Origin of the sequence: Hymenobacter defluvii, from assembly GCF_017589435.1 — a bacterium.
GTDB classification, from domain to species: Bacteria; Bacteroidota; Bacteroidia; order Cytophagales; family Hymenobacteraceae; genus Hymenobacter; species Hymenobacter profundi.
In genome coordinates, this window is record NZ_JAGETX010000019.1 from 1 (window position 1) to 23,485 (window position 23,485).

18 protein-coding genes are annotated in these 23,485 nt (G+C 54.0%); 9 read left to right on the forward strand and 9 right to left on the reverse strand.

The features are described 5' to 3' along the window. The first annotated feature begins 600 nt into the window (after window positions 1–600). Complete coding sequence (locus J4D97_RS19560) at window positions 601–2,124, forward strand: hypothetical protein (RefSeq protein ID WP_208309042.1); 1,524 nt, start codon at window positions 601–603, stop codon at window positions 2,122–2,124. A 32-nt stretch (window positions 2,125–2,156) separates the two neighbouring features. Here J4D97_RS19560 and J4D97_RS19565 read toward each other — a convergent pair whose 3' ends face one another. From J4D97_RS19565 to J4D97_RS19575, 3 genes are all read right to left on the reverse strand, one after another. Continuing rightward, window positions 2,157–4,157 carry an OmpA family protein gene (locus J4D97_RS19565; RefSeq protein ID WP_208309043.1) on the reverse strand — a complete coding sequence of 667 codons (2,001 nt, stop codon included), beginning with the start codon at window positions 4,155–4,157 and terminating at the stop codon, window positions 2,157–2,159. Window positions 4,158–4,270: 113 nt separating this feature from the next. After that, window positions 4,271–5,329 carry a tetratricopeptide repeat protein gene (locus tag J4D97_RS19570; protein WP_208309044.1) on the reverse strand — a complete coding sequence of 353 codons (1,059 nt, stop codon included), beginning with the start codon at window positions 5,327–5,329 and terminating at the stop codon, window positions 4,271–4,273. A gap of 148 nt (window positions 5,330–5,477) precedes the next feature. Continuing rightward, window positions 5,478–5,771 carry a hypothetical protein gene (locus J4D97_RS19575; protein WP_187318831.1) on the reverse strand — a complete coding sequence of 98 codons (294 nt, stop codon included), beginning with the start codon at window positions 5,769–5,771 and terminating at the stop codon, window positions 5,478–5,480. 178 nt (window positions 5,772–5,949) lie between these two features. On the opposite strand from J4D97_RS19575, the gene J4D97_RS19580 reads away from it, so the two are divergent. Then, window positions 5,950–6,372 (forward strand): BrxA/BrxB family bacilliredoxin, encoded by a 423-nt coding sequence (locus J4D97_RS19580; RefSeq protein WP_187318832.1) that lies wholly within the window; start codon window positions 5,950–5,952, stop codon window positions 6,370–6,372. 174 nt (window positions 6,373–6,546) lie between these two features. On the opposite strand, the gene recQ is transcribed toward J4D97_RS19580, so the two are convergent. Continuing rightward, window positions 6,547–8,745 carry a DNA helicase RecQ gene (recQ, locus tag J4D97_RS19585; RefSeq protein ID WP_208309045.1) on the reverse strand — a complete coding sequence of 733 codons (2,199 nt, stop codon included), beginning with the start codon at window positions 8,743–8,745 and terminating at the stop codon, window positions 6,547–6,549. A 174-nt stretch (window positions 8,746–8,919) separates the two neighbouring features. Here recQ and J4D97_RS19590 point away from each other — a divergent pair, with 174 nt between their 5' ends. Both J4D97_RS19590 and J4D97_RS19595 read left to right on the forward strand, forming a co-directional pair. After that, window positions 8,920–9,897, forward strand: a complete 978-nt coding sequence (locus J4D97_RS19590) for a KpsF/GutQ family sugar-phosphate isomerase (protein ID WP_185281220.1) — start codon at window positions 8,920–8,922, stop codon at window positions 9,895–9,897. A 130-nt stretch (window positions 9,898–10,027) separates the two neighbouring features. Further along, window positions 10,028–11,116: a mannose-1-phosphate guanylyltransferase gene (locus J4D97_RS19595; RefSeq protein WP_208309046.1), complete on the forward strand. Its 1,089-nt coding sequence runs from the start codon at window positions 10,028–10,030 to the stop codon at window positions 11,114–11,116. Between the two features lie 164 nt (window positions 11,117–11,280). Here J4D97_RS19595 and rlmB read toward each other — a convergent pair whose 3' ends face one another. The 5 genes from rlmB to J4D97_RS19620 all read right to left on the reverse strand — a co-directional run bounded on the left by rlmB (window position 11,281) and on the right by J4D97_RS19620 (window position 18,218). After that, window positions 11,281–12,195, reverse strand: coding sequence for a 23S rRNA (guanosine(2251)-2'-O)-methyltransferase RlmB (gene rlmB / locus J4D97_RS19600; protein ID WP_208309047.1), 915 nt, complete (start codon window positions 12,193–12,195; stop codon window positions 11,281–11,283). Continuing rightward, window positions 12,159–13,364, reverse strand: coding sequence for a GWxTD domain-containing protein (locus tag J4D97_RS23920; RefSeq protein ID WP_208309048.1), 1,206 nt, complete (start codon window positions 13,362–13,364; stop codon window positions 12,159–12,161). Before J4D97_RS23920 ends, rlmB begins: the two co-directional genes overlap by 37 nt. Before the next feature lie 159 nt (window positions 13,365–13,523). Beyond that, window positions 13,524–16,517, reverse strand: a complete 2,994-nt coding sequence (locus tag J4D97_RS19610) for a glycosyltransferase family 117 protein (protein WP_208309049.1) — start codon at window positions 16,515–16,517, stop codon at window positions 13,524–13,526. A gap of 214 nt (window positions 16,518–16,731) precedes the next feature. Further along, complete coding sequence (locus J4D97_RS19615; RefSeq protein ID WP_185281215.1) at window positions 16,732–17,130, reverse strand: T9SS type A sorting domain-containing protein; 399 nt, start codon at window positions 17,128–17,130, stop codon at window positions 16,732–16,734. 326 nt (window positions 17,131–17,456) lie between these two features. Next, entirely contained in the window at window positions 17,457–18,218 is a 762-nt protein-coding gene (locus tag J4D97_RS19620) for a biotin--[acetyl-CoA-carboxylase] ligase (RefSeq protein WP_208309050.1), read from the reverse strand. Between the two features lie 44 nt (window positions 18,219–18,262). Here J4D97_RS19620 and rsfS point away from each other — a divergent pair, with 44 nt between their 5' ends. The 5 genes from rsfS to J4D97_RS19645 all read left to right on the forward strand — a co-directional run bounded on the left by rsfS (window position 18,263) and on the right by J4D97_RS19645 (window position 23,411). Continuing rightward, window positions 18,263–18,649: a ribosome silencing factor gene (gene rsfS / locus J4D97_RS19625; protein ID WP_185281213.1), complete on the forward strand. Its 387-nt coding sequence runs from the start codon at window positions 18,263–18,265 to the stop codon at window positions 18,647–18,649. Between the two features lie 77 nt (window positions 18,650–18,726). Then, a complete protein-coding gene (ftsH, locus tag J4D97_RS19630) occupies window positions 18,727–20,850 on the forward strand; it encodes an ATP-dependent zinc metalloprotease FtsH (RefSeq protein WP_185281212.1) in 2,124 nt (707 codons plus the stop codon). Window positions 20,851–21,093: 243 nt separating this feature from the next. Then, window positions 21,094–21,747, forward strand: coding sequence for a LutC/YkgG family protein (locus J4D97_RS19635; RefSeq protein WP_208309051.1), 654 nt, complete (start codon window positions 21,094–21,096; stop codon window positions 21,745–21,747). After that, a complete protein-coding gene (locus J4D97_RS19640) occupies window positions 21,725–22,510 on the forward strand; it encodes a UDP-2,3-diacylglucosamine diphosphatase (RefSeq protein ID WP_208309052.1) in 786 nt (261 codons plus the stop codon). The genes J4D97_RS19635 and J4D97_RS19640 overlap by 23 nt, the downstream gene beginning before the upstream one ends. Next, window positions 22,464–23,411: a hypothetical protein gene (locus tag J4D97_RS19645; RefSeq protein ID WP_208309053.1), complete on the forward strand. Its 948-nt coding sequence runs from the start codon at window positions 22,464–22,466 to the stop codon at window positions 23,409–23,411. Before J4D97_RS19640 ends, J4D97_RS19645 begins: the two co-directional genes overlap by 47 nt. Window positions 23,412–23,485 lie beyond the last annotated feature (74 nt).

The following is a 23,485-nucleotide window of genomic DNA, read 5'->3' on the forward strand; positions in this document are numbered from 1 at the left end:
TCGCTATTGCCCCAGCCACCGCTGCCAGTGCGTGCTACGTCGCTATTGCCCCAGCCACCGCTGCCAGTGCGTGCTACGTCGCTATTGCCCCAGCCACCGCTGCCAGTGCGTGCTACATCGCTATTGCCCCAGCCACCGCTGCCAGTAATTCTGCTCTCTGATTTAACCAATGAATTATCACTAGTATGAAACGTCATGCTAGTGAAAGAAGCAACCTGAAAAAGAGCGATAGCGAGGAGCTGGAACATGGCTATTTTTTGTTTTGTGTGTGACTCAAGTAATTGAACGACACAAAGTTGTAGCGATTTCCACCCCTGATAAAGGAAGGGTATAGTCTTATTAGGACTAGCTATTTTATTAGTATTTTTTGCATTATTTATATGAAATATTGATTTTTATATTTTTTTCTTAAATAAGACGTGATTTGCAATCGCAAAAATGTGACATTATTGATATATATAGAATATAGATTACAACCTCGTAAAAAAAGATACGGTTAAGTTAGCTTGAAAGGTTATAATTGATTTAATTGTGACTAGTTTTATATTGCTTGATTGTATTATTTTTCTTATATAATACATCGTAAGATGCGTTTTTGTAATGGATGACTTGAATAATCTTGTTAAAATTGTGACAGATAGAAAAATATCTATGTCACCTCTATTGAACTTGGCAGATAGGAAGGGAAGTAAGGAGAGTGCTCTTGTTTATTTGCTAGAAAAAGAACCAGAAGCAACCTCTTCAAGAATTATAAAGGAGTTATATGGTAATGCGACAGAAAGCACTTACGCCTCCTATCGTAAACTCAAATCGCGTGTTCAGCAAAAATTACTGAATAATCTATACTTTCTTGACCATAACGATCCGCGTTTTCCAGTTTCTAGGAATTACGAAACGCAATGTATTCAGCTTTTTCACCAAGCAAATATTCTTAAGCTGGAGGGAGAGTATACGCTATCTGAGAAGATGATGCGCAAATGCTTGCGTATTGCTGTGGAGGCTGAGTTTACAACATATAGTATACTCAGTGCGCGGGCATTACGTACGCTATATGTAGATAGGCGTCAGCCTACGCGTTTTGCTTCGATTTCGGTGAAGTTGAAGAGGCTTCAGGAAATTTCTGATTTAGAAGAACTCGCAGAACATATCTACTGGGATATTAGGATGTCATCGGCGCATAATGTGCAAACACGCCGGGTCCTATTAGAGAAAATGTCCAGATATATAGCTGAGCTTGAAGGTTTATATAAGAAAGCCAAAAGCTTTAATACATTTAATTCATTGTATTTCAGTAAAATAAGTGAGTACGAATTAACCGGTGACTACAACAACATCATCAAGTATACAGCCGAAGTAAACCGGCAATGGGAGCGGGGAAAGATCAATCAGAAGCGCTTTGATAAGCGGTTTAATAATTTCATGAGTGTATATGCACATCTGCGAAGCCGACAGGTGCATAAAGGGTTGAAGCTGGCGGAGAAGTTTTTGCTTGATATTCACTATTCTTCGGGCAACTGGTTTTATTTCATGGAGCACTACTTCCTGCTGGCCATGCACGCAGGAAAGTACTCCCAGGCGCGGGAGTTGCTGGCTGCTGCACACAAAAACCCTTACTACCGCAAACAGCGAGTAGCAGCTCAGCAGCGCTGGGACTTGTTTGAAGCCTATCTGCACTTTGTTTTTCCGGAAAGCTCGCCTTTACGGGCTATGCACTTCGCCCGGTTTGTACAATCGGTACCTGATTTCAGTCGAGATAAGCAGGGATACAACATTGCTATCCTAATTCTGCAGTTTCTGTACTATCTGCGCAATCATGAAACTGATGCGCTGCTTGCTCGACTGGAGGGGCTACGAAAGTACCAGCAGCGTCACCTGCGTGATGCGGCTACCCTACGCAGCCAGCTTTTCCTGCGGATGCTGTTGTTAGTGGTAAAAGAAGACTTCAGCTTGAAGAATAGTACTAAAAAAGGGCAATCCTTATTAGAGCGCTTGCGCGAAGTAGCGCAGCCCGGCGAGGCCTTCTCAGAGATTGAGGTTATTCCCTACGAAGACTTGTGGCTACTCACATTGGACATTCTGCGCCAATGGCATGATGTAGATCCGCAACGAAAACTGAAGAAATAAAAAGGTGGGCCTGCTTAAGCAGGCCCACCTTTTTATTTTCCTGTTATTTTAAATTCGGTGCGCCGGTTGAGCTGCCGGCCTGCATCCGTTGTATTAGGAGCTACGGGCTGGGTATCGCCGTAGCCGGCGGCGGTGAGGCGGGTGGCAGCTACACCATGTTGAGTAAGGTAGTCTACCACGGCTTTGGCGCGACGCTGGCTCAGGTCCTGGTTATAATCGGCTTTGCCTACGTTGTCAGTATGGCCGGATATTTCCAGGTGGAGGGTGGGGGCTTCGGCCAGCAACTTTTGCAGACGCTCCAGCTCCGCAGTGCTTTCGGGACGGAGTGTGGCTTTGTTGAAATCGAAGAAAATATTATTCAGCACCACCTTCACGCCAAGGTCTGCCTTTTTGAGAGCAATATCTTTTACGACCTCAGCGTAAGCAGCACCAGCTGGCACATCAAAGTTTTCGGAATGGAACAGGTAGCCATCCTGGCGAACCACAATACCGTAGTTCACGCCCGAAGGCAACGACACTAGGTAGCGGCCCGACTGCGCATTGGCCCGGAAGGCGGCAATGGTCTGATTGAGTACGTTATCTACTACCTCAATCGTAGCCTCAACAGGCTGGTGAGTCATATCATCCGTTACGGTACCTTTTAGAATGGTAACCTGTGCTGTGGCAATGGGTACGGCCGCGGCCAGTAGCGTTTCCTTTACCGGCTGAGCCCGCGAAGCCAGCAGCTGGTCCTCCTGGTTAAGCACAGGTGCCTTTTCTGGGCCGAGAAATGTAATTTGATAGATGTCTTTGGAGCCTAGTCCATCTTCCCGGAAAGAAGAGTAGTAACCGTGGCGCCCGGAAGCGGAAATTACGAAAAACACGTCATCGTCGGGCGTATTAATCGGCCAGCCCAGATTTTCGGGCTTGCTCCACTGCCCTTTTTCGTATACCGATTTGAAGATGTCGTAGCCGCCCATCGAGTTATGACCCTCGGAGGAAAAGTACATGGTCTTGCCATCGGGGTGTAGGTAGACGCCCTCTTCGCCGTAGGGCGTATTAATATTAGGGCCGAGATTTTGCGCGGGGCCACGGCCTTCGGGCTGAATGCGGTAAATATCGCGCCCACCTAGTCCGCCTTCCTTGTCTGTTACGAAATAGAGCGTGCGACCATCGGGCGAGTAGGCCGCCGACGATTCGTGCCCACGGCTGTTAATGCGCGTGCCCAGCGTTTGCGGCTTGCGCCACTCGGTACCGTGCAACTCGCTTTCGTGTAGGTCACCACCATTGTCCTCTACATATACCAGCAGGCGCTGCCCATCGGGAGCAAGTCCCACGGTTGCATCATGACCATCGGTATTAATAGGTGCACTCAGGTTCATGGCCTGACTCCATTGACCATCGGGTAGGCGTGTGCTTTGGTAAATATCTTCGAAGAAACCACCTGTTTCGGGGTCCTTCTGGCCACCTGTAGAGGTAGCGCGGCGCGACGTGAACAGAATAACCGATTCATCGGCCGAAATCACCGGACCGTAGTCGGGGTAAGGGGAGTTGACGCCGGCGCCGGCATTATCAATAAACACGCGTGCGGGCTTGCGTAAGAATTGCTGCCCGTTTTCGCACTCTTTTATTTTCTTCTGAATATCTGCTGCCCAAGCTGCCTTGTCCTTGCTACTGGCATTGGGCTGAGCTGCTTTATATTCTTTAATGGCCTCCGGCCAACGCGCATTCAGGTGCAGGCCCCGCCCAAGTAGGTAGTGAATGGTCGGGTCCACATCAGGGTTGAGCTTATACGCCTTCTGCAAATAGGCCAGTGCCTTCGGCTTGAAGCCTGAATGCAGGTAGCAGTCCCCGATTTTTAGGTTGAGCTGGGCATTATCAGGGTTGAACTTCTGGGCAGCAAGGTAGTGTGGCAGGGCTAGCTCGTAGCGCGAAGGGTCCATATCGTACCATTCGTCGCCTTCCTTCAACTCGCGTTGGGCGGCCTTCAATCCTTCCCTATCATTTCCGAAACGGTCTTTACTGAATTCCACGCTTTGCGCTTGCGTAGTCAACGTGAATAGAAAGCCACAAAAAGCCAGCGCCAGTTTCCCCCAGCTGTTTGCGGAAGTAGGTGCATGAAAGCGTAAAGATTGTTGCATCGTCACTAAAATCAGCCGTTCACTTATTAATCACCGTTGCAGCCCGAGTTGGCTGCGTATGTCTTGCCAATTTCCAAGCCTAATTCAGCGGCCTTGCGCCAATCCTGGCAAGCGCCGCTGGCATCGCGTAGCATTTCGCGGGCGTGGCCACGGTTGAGGTAGGCTTCGGCATATTGCGGATTCAGCGAAATGGCCTTGTTGGCGTCAGCCGCAGCCTTTTTATACTCTTCCAGCTTGAGGTAGGCGGCGGCACGGTTGTTCCAGGCAAATGCATAGTCGGCCTGCAACGCCACGGCCTTGCTGAAGTCGTCGGCAGCGCCTTGGTAGTCGCCGGCTTCGTAGCGGGTAGCACCCCGGTTGGAATAGGCCACGGCGTTATCCGTTTTTTTATTCAGATACTCATTATAATCAACCAATGCGCTTTTCAAGTCGCCAGCGCGGCGGCGGGTCGCCGCGCGGTTGAGCAAGGCTGGCAGCAAATCAGGCTGAAGCGCTAAAGCTTTGGTGTAGTCCTGAATGGCAGCCGGATAATTTCCGAGCTGGCGCTGAGTACTACCCCGATCATGGTAGGCGTAGGCGTAGGTAGGATCGGCCTTGATGGCTTGGTCAAAATCGGTGCGGGCGGCCTGGTAATCAGCCTTTTCGAAGCGCAATGCGCCCCGGTAGTACCAGGCGGGCGCGTAGCCGGCTTGTAGCTCGGTGGCTTTCGTATAGTCCTGCTCGGCCTCGTCGCGTAGCTTCAGCGCCTCGCGGGCCTGCGCCCGACCGAAATAGGAGGTGCCGGTAGGCTCCAACTGAATGGCGTGGTCATAGTCCTGCACGGCGGGCTGATACTCTTGCAGCTCGTAGTGCGTGGTGGCGCGGTTGTAATACGCCTTGGCAAACTCAGGCTTGGCAACCAGGGCCTTGTCAAAATCGAGGAGAGCGGCGCGGTAGCTTTTCTGGTTGTACTTGGCTACACCGCTATTGTAGAGCTTCTCCGCCAGTTGGTCGGGTGGGAGGGTAGTGGCTCGTACAGTGTCTACCTGTGCATGAGCCGCGCCGGCACACAACAGGGTAAAGGTGAACGCAACTATCTTTCGCATACTTTTCCGCCGGACCGTACCAACGCGGAATAAATATAACTTCTATTGTGTAGCGTTACGCTAACTGCCTGAAGATTCGTTTATTAGTATAATTTATTCGAGGCAGAACAAAATTACTAGACCAAATTTGCGGGCAAAGCCAGGCCAGTTATTGGGGCAGTTGTGTGCGTACCAGTTCCTCCCACTCAGCCCGCAACGAACCCGTATGTACTGGTCGCCCAGCCCGACGGTACCAATAGGCAGCGTTTGTCTGGTCGCCTTCTTGGCGGTGGAGGCAGGCGTGGAGCCAGTTGTATGTTGGGTCATCCTCGTGGTCTTGCGCAATGGCGTGGGCGCGGTGCCACTCATCGCGCCCGGCATACCACAGGGCTTCAAGCAAAGGGGTAAGGCCGGTTGGTGGCTCCGATTGGGTGAGGGTAGCGGTGAATTGCGTGCGATTCATACGGGAGGAGAGCTGTAGTTTTTTCTTGTTTACGCAGAAAAACAAGGTTTGGTAAACCGTGGCGTCTTCTTTGTGGTTGTGACAGCAAATGTCTCTTGCATAGCGGAGTTTCCGTATTTTTGCGGTACTCTGCTGAGAGTCAATCGTTGATTTTATTTCATTTAGCCCATTTCACGCAATGGCAACGTATCCTGAATACATGGTAGCTCCTATCCGCCAAGACCTCGTAGAGGCTGGCTTCGAGCAACTGATGACCCCCGAAGAAGTAGACGCCGCCCTCAATCCCGACCAAGGCACTGTGCTGGTGGCCGTGAACTCGGTATGTGGTTGCGCCGCTGGCAAAGCCCGCCCTGCTCTGAAGCTAGCCGTAGCCAGCGCCGATAAAAAGCCCGACCGTTTGGTAACTGTATTTGCCGGTATGGAAGCCGACGCGGTGAATAAAGTGCGCGAGCACCTGTTACCCTACCCTCCCTCGTCGCCCTGCATCGCCCTGTTCAAAGATGGCGAGCTGGTGCACATGATTGAGCGCTACCACATCGAAGGCAACGACATGATGCGCATCGCCAACAACCTGCAAGGCGCTTTCGAGGAGTACTGCTAATCACGGATTCTTTCGGATTAGACGGATGGGTCGGATTTTGTAGACGATTTTCCTGATTGTCAACCGTACTCTCTTAAAGACAAAAGGACTTGCCAATATGGCAAGTCCTTTTGTCTTTACAGAAATCGTCTACAAAATCCGACCCATCCGTCTAATCCGAAAGAATCCGTGAGCCTAGTTGGCTACCTCACTCAAGAACTTAATCCGCATCAAGCGCAGGTCTTCCTCGGTGTAATCGTCGGTGCCGAGTTCTTTTAGTGCGACGGCAATGTTGTCGGTGTTCGACTGCATGAAGTAGTCGTAAATCTCGTCCTGACGCTCCTCGTCCAATACATTATTAATATAGTAGTCGAGGTTGAGCTTGGTGCCGGAGTAGCAGATGTGCTCAATTTCCTCCATCAGCTCACGCATATCGAGGCCCTTGGAGGCGGCAATTTCCTCCAGGTCCATCTTTTTATCGATTTGCTGAATGATGTAAATCTTGATTTTCGACTTGTTAACGGCCGATTTCACCACCACATCGGCAGCCGTTTCAATATCGTTTTCCTCTACATACTTCTTGATGAGGGCCAGGAACGGCGCACCAAACTTCTGCGCTTTGCCCATGCCTACCCCGCCAATGTGGGCCAAGTCGTCCATCTTGGTTGGGAAGGTGGTAGCCATCTCCTTCAACGATGGGTCCTGGAATAGCACGTAGGGCGGCAGGTTTTTCTGCTGGGCAGTCTTCTTCCGCAATGCTTTCAGCATGTCAAACAGCGTCTCGTCGTGACCGGCGGCCTGCTGTTCCCCTTCTTTTTCTTCTTCCTGCTGCACCTCTTCCTCGTAGTTGTGGTCTTTGGTGAGCTTAATAGCGTAAGGATTTTCGATAAAGTCAAGTCCTTTGGCTGTAATTTTTACAACACCAAAGCTCTCGATGTCCTTCTGTAAGAAGCCGTTAAGCAGCGCTTGCCGCAACAAGGAGTGCCAAAACTGCGCATCGTGGTCTTTACCCTGACCATACACGGGCAGCTTATTGTGGCCGTAGCTCTCTATGTGGGCGTTTTTCATGCCCATCAGTACCGTACCGATGTGGTCTAGGCCAAACCGCTCGTTGGTTTGCACCACGGCTTTTAAGGCCATCAGCATTTCGTCCTTGGCTTCGAAACGTTCTTTGGGGTGGCGGCAATTGTCGCAGAAGCCGCAGTCTTTGTCGAACGTCTCGCCGAAGTAGTGCAGCAACTGTCGGCGGCGGCATACGGCCGAGTCGGCGTAGTTAGCCATTTCCTGGAGTAGCAGCTTGCCATTGTCGCGCTCCGTTACGGGCTTGTCTTTGTTGAACTTCTCCAGCTTCACGATATCATCGTAGCTGTAGAACATCAGGCAGTTGCCCTCCAGGCCGTCGCGGCCGCCGCGGCCGGTTTCCTGATAGTAGCCCTCAATACTCTTGGGCGTGTCGTAGTGAATCACGAAGCGCACATCGGGCTTATCGATACCCATACCGAAAGCAATGGTCGCCACAATCACGTCGGCTTCTTCGTTCAGGAAAGCATCCTGGTTGGCCATACGCACATGTGGGTCGAGGCCGGCATGGTAGGGTAGGGCCTTCACGTCGTTCACTTTCAGCAGCTCCGCAATTTCCTCTACCTTCTTACGGCTCAAGCAATACACAATGCCGGCTTTGCCCTTGTGCTGCTTCACGTACTGAATCAGCTGCTTTTTGGTGTTGTGCTTGGGCCGCACCTCGTAATAGAGATTAGTGCGGTTGAACGAGGTTTTGAACACCGAAGCATCGTCCATTTGCAGGTTCTTCTGGATGTCCAGCTGCACCTTGGGCGTGGCCGTGGCCGTGAGGGCAATAATGGGCACATTGGCGCCCAGGTTATCAATGATACCGCGAATCTTGCGGTACTCGGGACGGAAGTCATGGCCCCATTCCGAGATGCAGTGCGCCTCGTCAATAGCCACGAAGGAGATAGTGGCTTTATTCAGGAACTCAATAGTTTCGTCCTTGGTCAGCGACTCAGGCGCCACGTACAGCAGACGCACGTCACCGGTAATCACATCCTTCTTCACCCGGTTCATTTCCGATTTAGAAAGCGTCGAGTTCAGAAAGGCTGCATTTACGCCAAACGCGTTCAGCTGATCCACCTGATTTTTCATCAGGGCGATAAGCGGCGAAATAACAATAGCCGTGCCCGGTAACACCAGCGCGGGGAGCTGATAGCACAGGCTTTTGCCCGCGCCTGTAGGCATAATCACAAAGGTATTCTTACCCTCAATGACATTCTGGATAACCGCTTCCTGGGTGCCACGGAACTGTCCGTACCCAAAAACTTCCTTTAACTTGCCTTTCAGATCAGCCTCCGGCAGAGGAATTTGTTTAACGGCTGGCATAGACTTCCTCACTTCTCGATTTGGGGATGGTAGATGAGAGCCTCACCTCACACTAGGTTGAACTCTCAATCTAAGGAATTTTGCAATAGCGGTTGGAGATGCTGAAGCGAAAGGAAAACGTATTTCCAACTACTGCCAGCGGCTTCTTAACCGTTACGTAATATCAAATTTAGATTGAAAGCGCAGAACGATATCAACTCCGTTGCAAAAAAAGTGCTGTTGCAAGAAGCAGAAGCTATCCGCCGGGTAGCCGATAGCCTGACAACTGCTCCCGATTTTGCACAATGCGTAGCCGCTATACTCGTCTCGCCCGGTAGAGTAGTAGTAACGGGTATTGGCAAGAGTGCCCACATTGCCAGCAAAATAGTGGCTACCCTAAATTCGACGGGTACTCCTGCCTTATTCATGCACGCCGCCGATGCCATTCACGGCGACCTAGGCATGATCCAGCCGCAGGATTTTGTGGTGGCCATCAGCAAAAGCGGCGACACACCTGAGATAAAAGTGCTGGTGCCGCTACTCAAGCGCCGGGGCGTGCCATTGGTGGCACTAGTAAGCAATGCCGACTCCTACCTAGCCCAGCAGGCCGATTATGTGTTGCACGCGCCCATAGAGCGCGAGGCCTGCCCGCTGAACCTAGCACCTACCACCAGTACTACCGTAGCGCTTGCCGTTGGCGATGCGCTGGCCATGTGTCTGCTGGATGGTAGGCAATTCACCTCTCAAGACTTTGCCACCTTACACCCTGGGGGGACGCTAGGCAAGAAGTTGTATCTGAAGGTAGGCGACATTTCCGTGCAAAACGCCAAGCCACGCGTGAGCACAGAAGCGCCGCTCAAGGAAATTATTCTGGAAATTTCAGGCAAACGTTTGGGCGCAACCGCCGTACTACACCCCGCTACCGACGAGTTGCAAGGTATTATCACTGACGGCGATTTGCGCCGGATGCTAACCAACTTTGATGATCTGGATGCTATTCGTGCCCGGGATATTATGACGCTCAACCCGGTAACCGTGGATGTAGAGGACTTTGCAGTGGAAGCACTCAACCGTATGCAACAACGTAATATCACGCAACTGGTAGTCCTGAATAGAGAGCAGTTCAGCGGATTTATCCATTTGCACGATTTACTGCGGGAGGGTTTGGTATAACTATGTTTTGTGCTCTATCATTATTAAAGTATAATTAATTTGGTATTGTGTAGTACTTGATAAATAAAATAGGATATTTGCACCTCTACGTTTGAACTTTTCTTATCTACGACACTCCGCATCAGATTATATGGCGCAGAATACTTACCTCGTTGTAATGGCCGGCGGCATTGGCAGCCGGTTTTGGCCATTTAGCCGCACGCACCATCCCAAGCAATTTCATGATGTGATGGGCATCGGGCGCTCCATGCTGCAACTGACCATCGACCGTTTCGCTGAAATATGCCCAATTGAAAACGTGTTTGTGGTAACCAACCGGGACTATCACGACTTGGTGCAGGAGCATTTGCCTCAGTTGCCTTCCGACCAGATCCTTGGCGAGCCAATTGGCCGGAATACGGCCCCGTGCATTGCCTACGCCAGCTACCGCATTGCCCAGCGCGACCCCCAAGCAACGATTATCGTATCGCCGGCCGACCATGCCGTGGTGAATGAGGAGGAGTTTCGGCGCGTTATCCGCCAAGCTGTCGACGCGGCCCGCTCCAACGACGTCCTGATTACGCTGGGTATCCAGCCCTCGCGCCCCGACACGGGATACGGCTATATTCAGTATATGGATGATGCCGATAATTCTCTACCTGGCGGCTTGTTCAAAGTGAAAACCTTCACGGAGAAGCCGAATCTGGAGTTGGCTCAGATGTTCGTAAGCAGCGGCGACTTCCTTTGGAATTCCGGCCTGTTTGTATGGCGGGCCGATGTGATTCTACACGCTTTCCGTCAATATCTGAGCGATATTTCAGAAGTGTTTGACGAGGGCGCTACCCAACTAGGTACGACTCAGGAAAATGACTTCATCTCGGAGGCGTATTCCCGTTGCCGCAACATCAGCATCGACTACGGCGTGATGGAAAAAGCAGACAACGTGTACGTCCTACCCGCCGACTTTGGCTGGAGCGACCTGGGTACCTGGGATTCGCTGCACCGCATCGGCAAGCGCGATGAGCGCAACAACGTTATCGACGGCGACGTGATTCTCTATGACACCCAGGAGTGCGTTATCAAAACCCCGTCTGAGCGCCTGGTAGTGGTGCAGGGCCTTGATGGCTACATTGTAGCTGAGTATGACAACGTGCTACTTATCTGCAAGCGCACCGAGGAACAGCGCGTTAAAGACTTCGTAGCTGATGTGAAGTCGAAGAAGGGTGCAGGGTATAATTAATTAAAAATTAAGAGTTAAGAATTAAGAATTAAAAAGCGTCTGTCATCCTGAGTAGAGTAAAGGACCTTCTCACGCTAGAACGACCGTCGTAATAACGACTCGTTTAAATGTGAGAAGGTCCTTCGCTCTGCTCAGGATGACAGACGCTTTTTAATTCTTAGTTTCTAACTTTTAACTGCCAACCGTTGCCGCAGCACTTCAAACAGCATAATACCGCTGGCGACGGACACATTAAGAGAACTGATTTGCCCGGCCATAGGAATGCGCAGGGTGTGGTCGGCAAGACGGAGGTACTCAGGAGAGATGCCGTCTTCTTCGCTACCCATCAGAATGGCTACGGGGCCGGTGAGGTCTACGGCGCCTGTTTCCAGGCTGTCTTCAGCCTTTTCGGTGCAGCCTACTACCTGAATGCCCGAATCGTGAAGGAAACGGATGGTGTCCTTTAGGTTTGGCTCGCGGCACACCGGAATCAGGTTGAGGGCACCGGCCGAGGTTTTGAGCGCATCGCCGTTGATCTGGGCAGCGCCGCGGCTGGGCACTACAATGGCGTGGGCACCCATACACTCGGCATTGCGAGCGATGGAGCCGAAGTTGCGCACATCGGTAATGCGGTCTAGAATCAGTAGCAGCGGGGTTTTGCCTTCCTCAAACAGCCGCGCCACAATATTATCCAGCGGGGCATAGTCAATAGGCGAAACAAAGGCCACGGCGCCCTGGTGATTTTTGCGCGTCAGGCCGTCGAGCTTTTCCAGCGGCACCATGGCCACCGGAATATTTGCGGCCTTAGCCAAAGCCGAAATATCCTGCGTGATGCTGTTTTTGGTGGTGCGCAGCAAGAAGATTTTCTCCAGCGTGCGACCGGCGTTTAGCGCCTCCAAAATAGGACGCAAGCCAAACAGCATCTCAATGCTACGGTCGGCAGCCGGACGGTGAGGGTAGCGAGGCTTATCGCCATCGGCGCGGGGCTCACGGGGGCGTTCGTCGCGGTTGTCGCGGCGGGGTACAGGACGGTTATTTTCGTCGTAGAAGGTGCGGCGCTCGGTTACCGGGCGGCTTGGGCGGTCAGTCCTTTTCTCCATTGGTCCACGGCGGCGTACCAAAGCATTTCATACTCAGGGCGGCGCACCAAATCATAGTTGTCGGGAGCAAAGGTACTGGGTTTGGCGCGGAACACATATGTGCCGCTGGCAATTGCTGGCGCGTGGTACACCCAACGTTCTTCCGTGCCCGCCCGATACACGGCATCTGGCGGCCCCAATACCAGATATAGCATCCCGCGGTCAGTCATCCAGCCAGCTTTATGCGCTGAAAAAAGGCGGTTTGCTTCCGCTACCCTACCGTAATAGGTACGAATCATCTGCCTAGCCGTATTTTGATTATTGCCCGCAATGTTCAGCCAGAATAAATCGGTGGCCCGTTTCGGATCGGTGGCCGCGTAGAGCTGCTTGCGTTCAGCCGAAGTAGTGAGGTAGATAAGCGGCTCGATCAGCTCTGGCGCGGTAGTAATTTCCGGATACGCGTTATTTTCGGCCAGCAGGCCTAGTGCTGGCTCCTGTGTTTCACCTTGCAAGGCATAAATGCCTTGTCGGGCTAGTCGTACCAATTGGCCCGGCCGAAGATTCACCGTGTCACTGATAGTGAGCGTGCGGGGCTGTGTTAGTTTTGATGCAGGATTGGTCATGGGCGGAAGAGCCGCCGCAAATGTTGCGTCATATTGCTTGATCTTGAACGGGCGCTCCAACCCATAATAAGCTAAACCGAATGTTTCGCTTGTGCGCACGTAGCGCCTCAGGAGTGGGTCGCCCAGCGAGTCTACCAGTACATAAGGTCGCGTTAAACGACTGGCAGTGAGCAGCAGCCATGCCTCGTTGCTGGCATCGGGGGAGGGTGTAGGAGCTGGCTGCACGCTGATAACCTGATTGGCCTGCAAACGCGCCACCGGTAGGCTTACTTCTAGCAAAGTGCCGTTGGGACGCTGGCGCAGCTGCCGGGCCAAATGCCGCACCGAGTCCCGCCATAGAGGCTGTTTGGCATCGTAGCTGGCCCACACCGCTACGTACAGCGACTGACCAGCAGGCAGCGTCCCCCCCGGAAATCGGACGTATAGCCGCAGGCTGTCCGCCTCGCGTCGGGTATCAGCCTGCGGACAGTTGGGGCGGTACTGGCCGCTGAAATCGTGGCGCGGTGGAAGAACGGCCTGCGTGCAAATTGGTAGCAGACTCAGCAGACAAAGCAGAAAGAGCTTCACACTAAACAGATTATAGAACGGCGATAAACTACTGGATACGTAAGAAGCGGCGGTAAAGGCATCCTCTGCTGTATTAGCACAATCAGTAAAAATGCAGACAGCCGGCTTCTGCAAGAGAAACCGGCTGTCTGCATTTTTACTGGTCAAGCAATCAGCATACTACCTGCCGCCTTGCAGATATGGCCCCAGGGTTTGCATGGCTTTGCTGGCGCGTTGCTGGTCACCTACCTGCTGGGCCGCGAAGTAGATGCTTTGCAGCGTGATCAAGGCCTGGCTTACTTCCTGATCAAACAGGGCGCTGTTGTGCGTGGTGTAATACGCTACGCTCCGCTCCGCCCGACTGGTCATAACGTCCATAATCTGGTTGGCCTTGGGCCGCTCGCCTACTGCTACCAGCGCGGGCACCAGTTGCGGCGTGTAGTAGTCGTACGGAATCGCCTTATCGGGCATCACTGCCAAGCATTTGTCTACTACTTTCTTAGCGGTAGCCGTATCGCCATTGGCGAGGTAGGCATTGGCGAGGCGCACAAACTTGTCGCGGTAGTTGGCCGGGAAACGCAGATTGTTTTCGTCGTAGAAAATACTAGCGTTGTCGAGGCCTCGGTACTGAAACTGGTTCATCAGCTTGTTGTACATCAGCGTTTTCTCTACGTAGCCATCATCATTGCTCTTCGGCGAATAGTTAGGGTCGCGTAGAGGTAGGATGCGGTAAGCCATGCCCTCTAACTGAAAATACGGCTGCAAGCCCAGCATATCCGACGGCACTACGGTGCTGGAGAAATAGATAGGCCGCTTCCAGTTGTTGGTAGCGAGCATGTCCAGAATCACCAGACTTTTCTTTTCGATAGCCCGCTTGCCGACAGTGAATTCCATTTTTCCTACCAGCTGATTGCGGCGGTCGGCGGGGATAATGCCGCTTTGCAGCACTGCCGTCGTGTCTACGGGTAGGTAGAAAGTAGGCGAGGGGAAAGACAGTAGGGTAGGCCCGCCCTCGCCGTAGCTGACCTTCAGCAAGTCACTGTTTTGCCCTACTAGCTGGATGAAATCTTTCAGGTTGACTTCCCCTACGCTTGGGTTCTCGGCGTACGGCAGGTAGTCGTTGGTACCCTGGGCGTAGCGCGAGCTATCCAGCGAGATGGGTAGGGGCTGGCTCAGATAGCTGCGGCGCTTCATCTGGGCAATGTACCAGTCCGTGTTCAGGTAGCTGAGTACGGCCACGCGCACATCGGTACGGACGCCCTCTACCTCCTGGGCGTACCACAGCGGGAAGGTGTCGTTGTCGCCGTTGGTGAACAAAATGGCGTTCGGCGCGCAGCTGTTGAGCAGGTTCCGGGCCGAGTCCACGGAGTTGTAGCGGCCCGAGCGGTCGTGGTCGTCCCAGCCCTGGGCCACGAGCAGGCCCGGCGCCAGCAGCCCCAGCAGCGTCACCACGCCGGCGCGGGCCGTGTCGGCTTTGATGACTTTACCCAGCAAGTCGGCCAGGGCCAGCACGCCCAGCCCGATCCAGATGGCAAAGGCATAAGTGGCGCCCGTGAAGGTGTAGTCCCGCTCGCGGGGCTCAATGGGCGGCTGGTTCAGGTAGACCACGATAGCCAGGCCCGTGAAGACGAACAGCAGGCCCACGATCAAGGCGTTCTTCGAGTCGCGGCGGGCCTGGTAGAACAGGCCCAGCAACCCTAAGATGAGCGGAATGGCGAAGAACTGGTTGCGCGCCTTGCTCTCGGCTACGCGCTCGGGCAGGCCCTGGCTCGTTTCGATGGGCCACAAGGTGCCGGCCTGCTGCACGTCGCTCTCGCGGCCGGCGTAGTTCCACAGGAAGTAGCGCCAGAACATGTGCCCCATCTGGTAGCGGAACAAGAACGACAAGTTCTGGCCCATCGTGGGCTTCACGCCTTCGCGTAGATCCACCCACTTCTGGTATTCCTGAATATGGCGCGGGTCGTTGCTGTAGAGGCGCGGCAGCAGCATCTTGTCCTCGTCGCGGTAAATCAGTTCCTGCCGGTGCTCGGCCACAACGTACTTATCGCCCTGACGTACGTAGCGCGGGGCGCCATCCTGCTGGCTAACTGCCTGCGCATTGAACTGTGGACCGTAGAGCAGGGGCCGGTCGCCATACTGCTCGCGCTTTAGGTAGCTCACGAAGCTGAGCACATCCTCGGGGTCGTTTTCGTTGATGGTGGGGTGGTAGGAGCTGCGAATCGGCACGATCAGGTAGGAGCTGTAGCCGATCAGAATGAACACGAAGCAGAGCATGAACGTGTTCAGCAGCTGACTGCGGCGCACGAAGCTCTGGCGAAAGCCTACCCAGATCAGCCCCACCAGCAGCAGCATAAACAGCACGATGCCCGAGTTGAAGGGCAGCCCCAGGGTGTTGATGAAGAATACCTCGAAGTTGCCCGCCAGCGTGGGCAGGCCCGGAATGATGCCCACCAGAATGGCGCCCACCAGCACAAAGCTGATAACCAGCGTGGCGATGCCCCCAGTCCAGGTGGGGGTTGGCTGGCGGCGGAAGTAGTAGAGAAAGCCCAGGGCGGGGATGGCCAGCAGGTTCAGCAGGTGCACGCCGATGCTCAGGCCGATGACATAGGCCAGCAGCACCAGCCACTTGTCACTATCGGCCTCGTCGGCGCGGTTTTCCCACTTGAGCATCAGCCACACCACCGTGGCCGTGCCCAGCGCCGACATGGCATAGACCTCGGCTTCCTCGGCGTTGAACCAGAACGAGTCGGAGAAGGCAAACGAGAGGGCGCCCACGGCCCCGGCGCCCAGGATGAGCAGCGTCTGGCCCAGGGTAGGCTCCAGGCCGCGGTCGTCGTGCAGGCCGGGGCGGCGCAGCACGAGCTTTTTGGCCAGCAGCGTGATGGACCAGAACAGAAACAGGATGGTGAAGGCGCTGCTCAAGGCCGAGAGGCCGTTGACGAGCACCGCTACTTTGGTCACGTCGCCGAAGCTGAGCAGCGAGACGAGGCGGCCCAACAGCAGGAAGGTAGGGGCGCCGGGGGGGTGGGGCACGAGCAGCTTGTAGGAGCAGGCGATGAACTCGCCGCAGTCCCAGAACGAGGCCGTGGGCTCTAAGGTGAGCAGGTACACCAGCAGCGAGAGGCCAAACACCACCCAGCCGGCTACATTATTCAATCGAGAATACGAACGCATACAGAAGTAAAAGTAAGATGGAGGTGACCCCCCATCCGCCACAGCACTAAAAAGGTTAAGCTAAAGGAGTCAGCGTAGCGAAGCGCCAAAAATAGACAATAAATCGGGCCGTGTGTTGGCTAACGTTCGGAGAGAGCCTTAGAATGTGTAGGGCATAAAAAAAGCAGTCGGGGTGCCGACTGCTTTTTAAATATGTAGAAGAAAGGATAGCAACTTAGTTTTGAAGGACTAATCGTTTGGTGCTCACTACTTTCTCGTTCATCAGCAAGCTGTAAAAATACATGCCGGCGGGTAGGTCCGACAGGTTTACGGGCATTGAAATCTCGCCGGGCGCAGGCTGCAACGCAACTGTGCGTACCTCACGGCCTAGAATGTTGCTCAGACGTAACTTATATTCCTGACCAGCTTTTTGCGTGATGGAAACCATCACCATGCCGCGAGCCGGGTTGGGGTAGAGGCTAAGGGTAGAAGTCAGGGAACGGGCGCTTTCGTTGGCGCTAGTAGTGGCAGCAGGCGGCGTCACCGACGACTGCGCGGTAACGGGCATCGCTAGCAGCGTTAGCCGCACGCTCATAAACAAGCCAACCAAAAAAAGTCGTGTAAAAGTGTTCATGGCATCGGGCAGGGTTGAAACCGACGGGTAGGAATTGTCGGTTGAAATGAAAAAGATGGATTTTACTGAAATGAGTAATACAACAAGCACGCCAGACCAGCGTTACGCCTTATTCAGTAGGCTTGTTACTGTCTTAGATGCTAATTGTAGCCGAAAGGTTGCGCATTATGACAGATAAAATCTAAATTTTAGATGAACTCCCTAAAATAATCGACAATTCAGATATAAACACCGCAAATGTGCGGTAGTGCTTCACAATTTTTGGAATAGAATAAAGTATTTTCTACCCTACCACGTCAATTACTCTATCAGAAGCACACAGTACTTTATCGATAGACAATTTCCTGTAACCCAAACGCTCGCAGCTCGTGGTCGATGCGAACCAATAGGCGACCGGTAGGGTCGACTCCTTCAATCCGGCCGCTTACTGCTTGTCCTGCCACCTCATATAAGGCTGGTTGCTGGTAGCGATACAGCACATGCAGGTAGTCCTGCTGTTGTTGTGCTACGTGCCCGGCGCGTAGTTGCAGGTAGCGTGCTTCCAAGCTTTCCAAGAGCCGGGCAGCTAGCGCGGGCCGCGCGTGTGGCCTACCCGTAAGCAAGGCCATTGAGGTAGCAGTAGGCACTGCAAAATGCTGTTGATTGATATTTAAGCCAATTCCTATAATACTATGCTGAATCTTTGCGCCGCTGAGCGTGTTCTCAATCAGTATCCCCCCCAGCTTTTGCGTACCGAAATACAGATCGTTCGGCCACTTGAGGCGTAGGGCTGGGTCTGGCCCGAGTAGGGTACCAGCCCAGTCGTGCACGGCAAGGGCTACGGCCCGGCTCAGCTGAAACTGATCGGTAGCGGCCAGAAACGTGGGGCGCCAGACCACCGAAAGCGTCAGGTTTTCGCCGGCCGCCGCCTCCCAGCGGTTGCCGCGTTGTCCCCGGCCAGCGGTCTGATTGTCGGTAATGATAGTACAGCCGTCGGTGGCGCTGTTTTTGACTACAAGATTATGGGCTTCCGTGTTTGTGGATGCGCATTCGGGCAGCCAAAGCAGCTGTTGACCCGTGAAAAGCGTTTGGGGGGCAAGTTCCTCCACGTCTTTATTCGTATGTTGTGACGTTCAAACCTAATAATACCTTGATGAAAAGTACCCCGGTTCGGCAGGATTCGGACATATTGGCAGATATTGTAGTGCGCGGCATGCAGGACAAGAAAGGCGTCGACATCGTCGTGCTCAACCTGCAAGAGTTGAAGAATGCCGTAGCTGATTATTTCGTGATTTGCTCCGCTTCGTCTGACACGCAACTAGACGCGCTGGCGCGTTCCGTAGAAGAGGAAGTAGAGAAAGTAACTGGCCAGCAGCCCTGGCAAATGGAAGGTCGCACCAACCGTGAGTGGGTGCTGCTGGATTACGTAGACGTAGTAGTACACATTTTCCTGCGCGACCGGCGCCAGTTCTACGCGCTGGAAGAGTTGTGGGGCGACGCCGAAATTACCTACGTGGAGGAAGAAGCCGCCGCTCAGTAAGTTACGTGCTGCTACCCCGAACATTTAGCGCTGGCGGCGTGTTCCGCCTATGTTTTTCGCTTTAGCATTTCTAGTTCATGCCTGATCCAACGCCCAAAAAGAAAAAACCTACGCTTCCTTCCCCCGCGCCGCGGCCGGGAATGCAGTTGTGGGTGTTGCTGGGGCTGGTGGTGTTCATCCTTGGGGTGGTCTACTTCACCGGCACCAATTCCGCTACCAAAATCAATCAACAACGCTTCGAGCAGCTGTTGGCAGCTGGCGAAGTAAGTAAAATTACCCTGCTCAACGACAAGCTGGTGCAGGTGACGCTAACGCGCGAGGCTGCCCAGAAGAACGTGGCCAACCGCGATTCGCGTAGTCGGCCGGGACTGGGTGCCTCCAGTGCCAATGCGCCGCAGTACTACTTTCCGGTAGTGGACGGCAAGTCGTTTAAAGACGATTTGGACAAGCTACAGGCTGACTTGCCGGCCGGTCAGAAAAAAATCGGACTGGACATTGAGACCGATCAGGGCTATGGCCAGTACATCAGCACTTGGGGTGTTTTGATTCTGCTTTTCGTGGGTTTCTGGTTCCTGATGCGCCGCATGAGCGGAGCTGGTGGTCCCGGTGGTCAGATTTTCAACATTGGTAAATCGCGCGCAGCCCTGTTTGAAGGCGGCGACAAGGTGAAAGTGACGTTTAAAGACGTGGCTGGCCTAGAGGAAGCCAAGGAAGAAGTAGAGGAAATCGTAGAATTTCTGCGCAACCCTTCCAAGTTCACAGTGCTTGGTGGTAAGATTCCGAAAGGCGCGCTGCTAGTAGGTCCTCCCGGTACGGGTAAAACCCTGCTGGCTAAAGCTGTAGCTGGCGAAGCCGACGTGCCTTTCTTCTCCCTGTCAGGTTCCGACTTTGTGGAGATGTTTGTAGGGGTAGGCGCTGCCCGTGTGCGCGACCTATTCAAGCAAGCCAAAGCCAAAGCGCCCTGTATCATCTTCATCGACGAGATTGACGCCATTGGCCGTAGCCGCTCGCGTGGCAACGTACCCGGCGGCAACGACGAGCGCGAAAACACGCTTAACTCGCTGCTGGTAGAGATGGACGGCTTCGGTACTGACTCAGGTGTTATTATCCTGGCAGCCACCAACCGCCCCGATACGCTAGACTCGGCCCTGCTGCGTCCCGGTCGTTTCGACCGTCAGATCAGCATTGACAAGCCAGACATTAACGGCCGCACGCAGATTTTCAATGTGCACTTGAAGCCGATTACATTGAATGACGACGTAGAAGCGAAGAAGCTGGCTGCCCAGACGCCTGGTTTTGCCGGTGCTGAAATTGCCAACGTCTGCAACGAAGCTGCCCTTATTGCCGCCCGCCGCGACAAGAAGAATGTAGGCATGCAGGACTTCACCGACGCCATCGACCGCGTGATTGGTGGCTTGGAGAAGAGAAATAAAATTATATCGCCCGATGAGAAGCGTATCGTGGCCTACCACGAGGCCGGCCATGCCGTTGCCGGTTGGTTTCTGGAGCACGCTGACCCATTGGTGAAGGTGAGTATTGTGCCCCGTGGGGTAGCAGCTTTGGGTTACGCCCAATACCTGCCCCGCGAGCAATTCCTGTATAATACTGAGCAGCTGACCGACGAAATGTGTATGGCCCTAGGTGGCCGCGCCGCCGAAGAGTTGATCTTCGGTAAAATTTCGACCGGCGCGCTCAGCGACTTGGAGCGCATCACGAAGATGGCTTACTCCATCGTGACGATGTATGGCATGAACCCCAAGCTGGGCAACATTTCCTACTACGACTCGAAGGGGCAGAATGAATACGGTTTCTCGAAACCCTACTCGGAAGCTACCTCGCAGATGATTGACGAGGAAGTACGCAGCATTATTGAAGCCGCCTACGCCCGCACCAAGAACCTGCTGACCGAGCGCAACACGGAGTTGGAAACCATTGCGCAGGAGCTGTTGGCTAAGGAAGTGCTGTTGCAGGACGACCTAGAGCGTTTGGTTGGTCCGCGCCCTTATGGCGCCCAGACCAGCTACCAAGCGCACATGGCCGGCACCGACCGCAGCGAAACGCTAAGTGAGCTGAAAGACGAACACCCCATAGCCCTCGGCGACGACCTGCCCGACATGAACCTACCCGGCATCGACGACAAGACCGACAACGGTCCACGCTCCGCCGATATTCCTAGTGGTGGCGCTGTAACGCCCGTGTAGCGTATCAGTATATTTGTAAATGCAGAAAACCAGTGTCTTGTAGAAGGCACTGGTTTTTTTGTATTCAAACACTTATCCGAAGTAAACTGTCTTCCTGAGCCCAACGAAGGAACTTCTCACACAAGAACGACAAGCGTACGAACGACTCGTTCAACGGGGATAAGGTCCTTCGCGCTACTCAGGATGACAGACAAATTGCTTCACGCTGACAGAACACTATACAGAAGCCCTTACCTTTGTTGCATGGCTGAGTCGTCTCGTGATATTCTGTTGCGCCGCATTCGGGAGGCAGTGCAAAAGCCGGCCCCACAGCCGCCCGCGCCCGATTTTGGGATGCCGTTGCACCCGCGGGTACCCGCTGAGGAGCTGGATATTGCCTTCGTGGAGAGCTTCCGGCGCATAGGGGGCGAGTTTTACTACTGCGAGTCGGAGGAGCATTTCTTCGATCAGCTTTTTATCTATAAAAAGGAGAAAGAGCTGAATAACCTGTTCGTGTGGGAGCCGGAGCTGAAAAAGTTGCTGCACCAAGGTGGAATCGTCTTCACGGGCGACGAAACCGACTTTATCAGCAACGCCGATGCGGGCCTGACCACTTGCGAGGCGCTGGTAGCCCGCACGGGTAGCATTCTAGTGAGTGCCGCCACGGCCAGCGGCCGCCGCCTCAGCATCTATCCCGATCAGCACTTGGTGCTGGCCCGCACTTCGCAGGTGGTAGCCGATATTGGCGACGGCCTGGCGCGGGTGCGCGAGCAGCACGGCGACAAGCTACCTTCCATGATTTCCCTAACTACCGGCCCCAGCCGCACGGCCGATATTGAAAAAACGCTGGTGCTCGGTGCCCACGGCCCGCGCAGCCTCGTGCTGTTCTTACTGGATGACGCCACCTCGCCTGCCTGATCTGGCCCTACCTCCCGGCCGCCGGGTGTACTTTGCTTCCGATTTTCACTTGGGCACGCCTACCGTAGCCAGCTCTCTGGCGCGGGAACGCAAGATTGTGCGTTGGCTGGATAAGGTAGCTCCCGATGCCGCCGCCATCTACCTGCTGGGCGACATCTTCGACTTCTGGTTTGAGTATCGCCATGCCATTCCGCGTGGGTTTATCCGGTTGCAGGGCAAGCTGGCCGAGCTGACGGATGCAGGCATCCCTATCATCTTCTTCACCGGCAACCACGACATGTGGATGTTCGATTATTTTACGGAGGAGTTGGGTATTCCCATTCACCGCCACCCGGTGAGCCAGCGCATTGGTGGTCACGAGTTTTATATGGGCCACGGCGACGGGCTTGGGCCGAAGGATTACGTGTATAAGGTGCTGAAGCGCGTGTTTGCTTCGCCCATATCGCAGTGGCTGTTTGCGCGTGTCCACCCCAATCTGGGTATCGGTATTGCCAATGGCTGGAGCCGTCGGAGCCGCATTCAGAATACCAAGGTAGAAGAGGTGTACCAGGGCGACGAGGAGTGGCTGCTGCAATACTGCCGGGAGCTGGAGCACCAGCACCACCACGAGTATTATATTTTCGGCCACCGCCATCTGCCGCTCGACGTAGAAGTAGCCCCCGGCAGCCGCTATATTAATCTTGGTGAGTGGGTCAATTATTGCTCCTACGCGGTATATGATGGCGAAATCCTGGCTTTGCGATACTTCGAACAAGCTGATTAGCTGCCTTTTACTGGCTATTGTCCTGGTGCTGCCGCTGCTAGGGGTAGGGCAAACCACCGTGCCCGCGGCTGGGTCGGTGGCGCCGCCCAGCAAGCCGGTGCCGGTGCCTACCACCACGGTTGCGCCTACCCCCGTTGCCTCGGCGGCCGAGGGCTGGGCGCTGGTGCGTACCATCAAACTGGCCACCACCGGCGTGGCCTCTCTCGACAGGCGCGGCACGCTCTACGTGGTAGACCGGCAGAACAATATTGTGCAGCTGGGCGCTGAAGGTCAGGCCCTAAACACCTACTCGCCGGCCCTGCCAGGGCACATTGCCCAACTTGAAGCCTGGAATACCACCAAGATTCTGGCCTTCTACGACGACCGCCAGCAACTGCTGCTGCTCGACCGGTTTCTGGCCCCGCTCACGCAGGTGCGCACCGCCGATTTTTTGGATGGCACTATCCGCGTCGCCACCATCGCGCCCGATGAGCGCCTGTGGCTGTTCGATGAGAGCAACATAGCCCTAAAGCAGTTCGACCTCAGCCAGCAGCGGCCTACCATCACTACACCCATGGACCTGCTGGTGGGTAGGAGCAAGCCGGATTTTCGTTTCCTGCGGCAGTATCAGAACAACGTATATCTGGTGGATAGGGTAGGGGGCATTTTGGTGTTTGATAACCTGGGCAACTACCGCAAAAAACTGCCCTTCACAGGATTAAGCTATGTAGGATTTCTGGGAGATGAACTGTATTACGTGGCCGACAACGCCCTACACTTCTTCCACCTCTACAACTTCACAGACCGCACCCTACCCTTGCCAACGACCGATGTGCAGCAGGTATTGGTGAGCGAACAATACGCTTACGTGCTGCTGCCAAAAGAAATTCGGGTGTATACACTAGCGGGCGCTCCGAAGTAAGTGGAATAGCAATTAAACGGTACAGGATTTGAGTTGTCTAAGAAATAAGCGCTTACTAGGGTAGGAGACAGGAC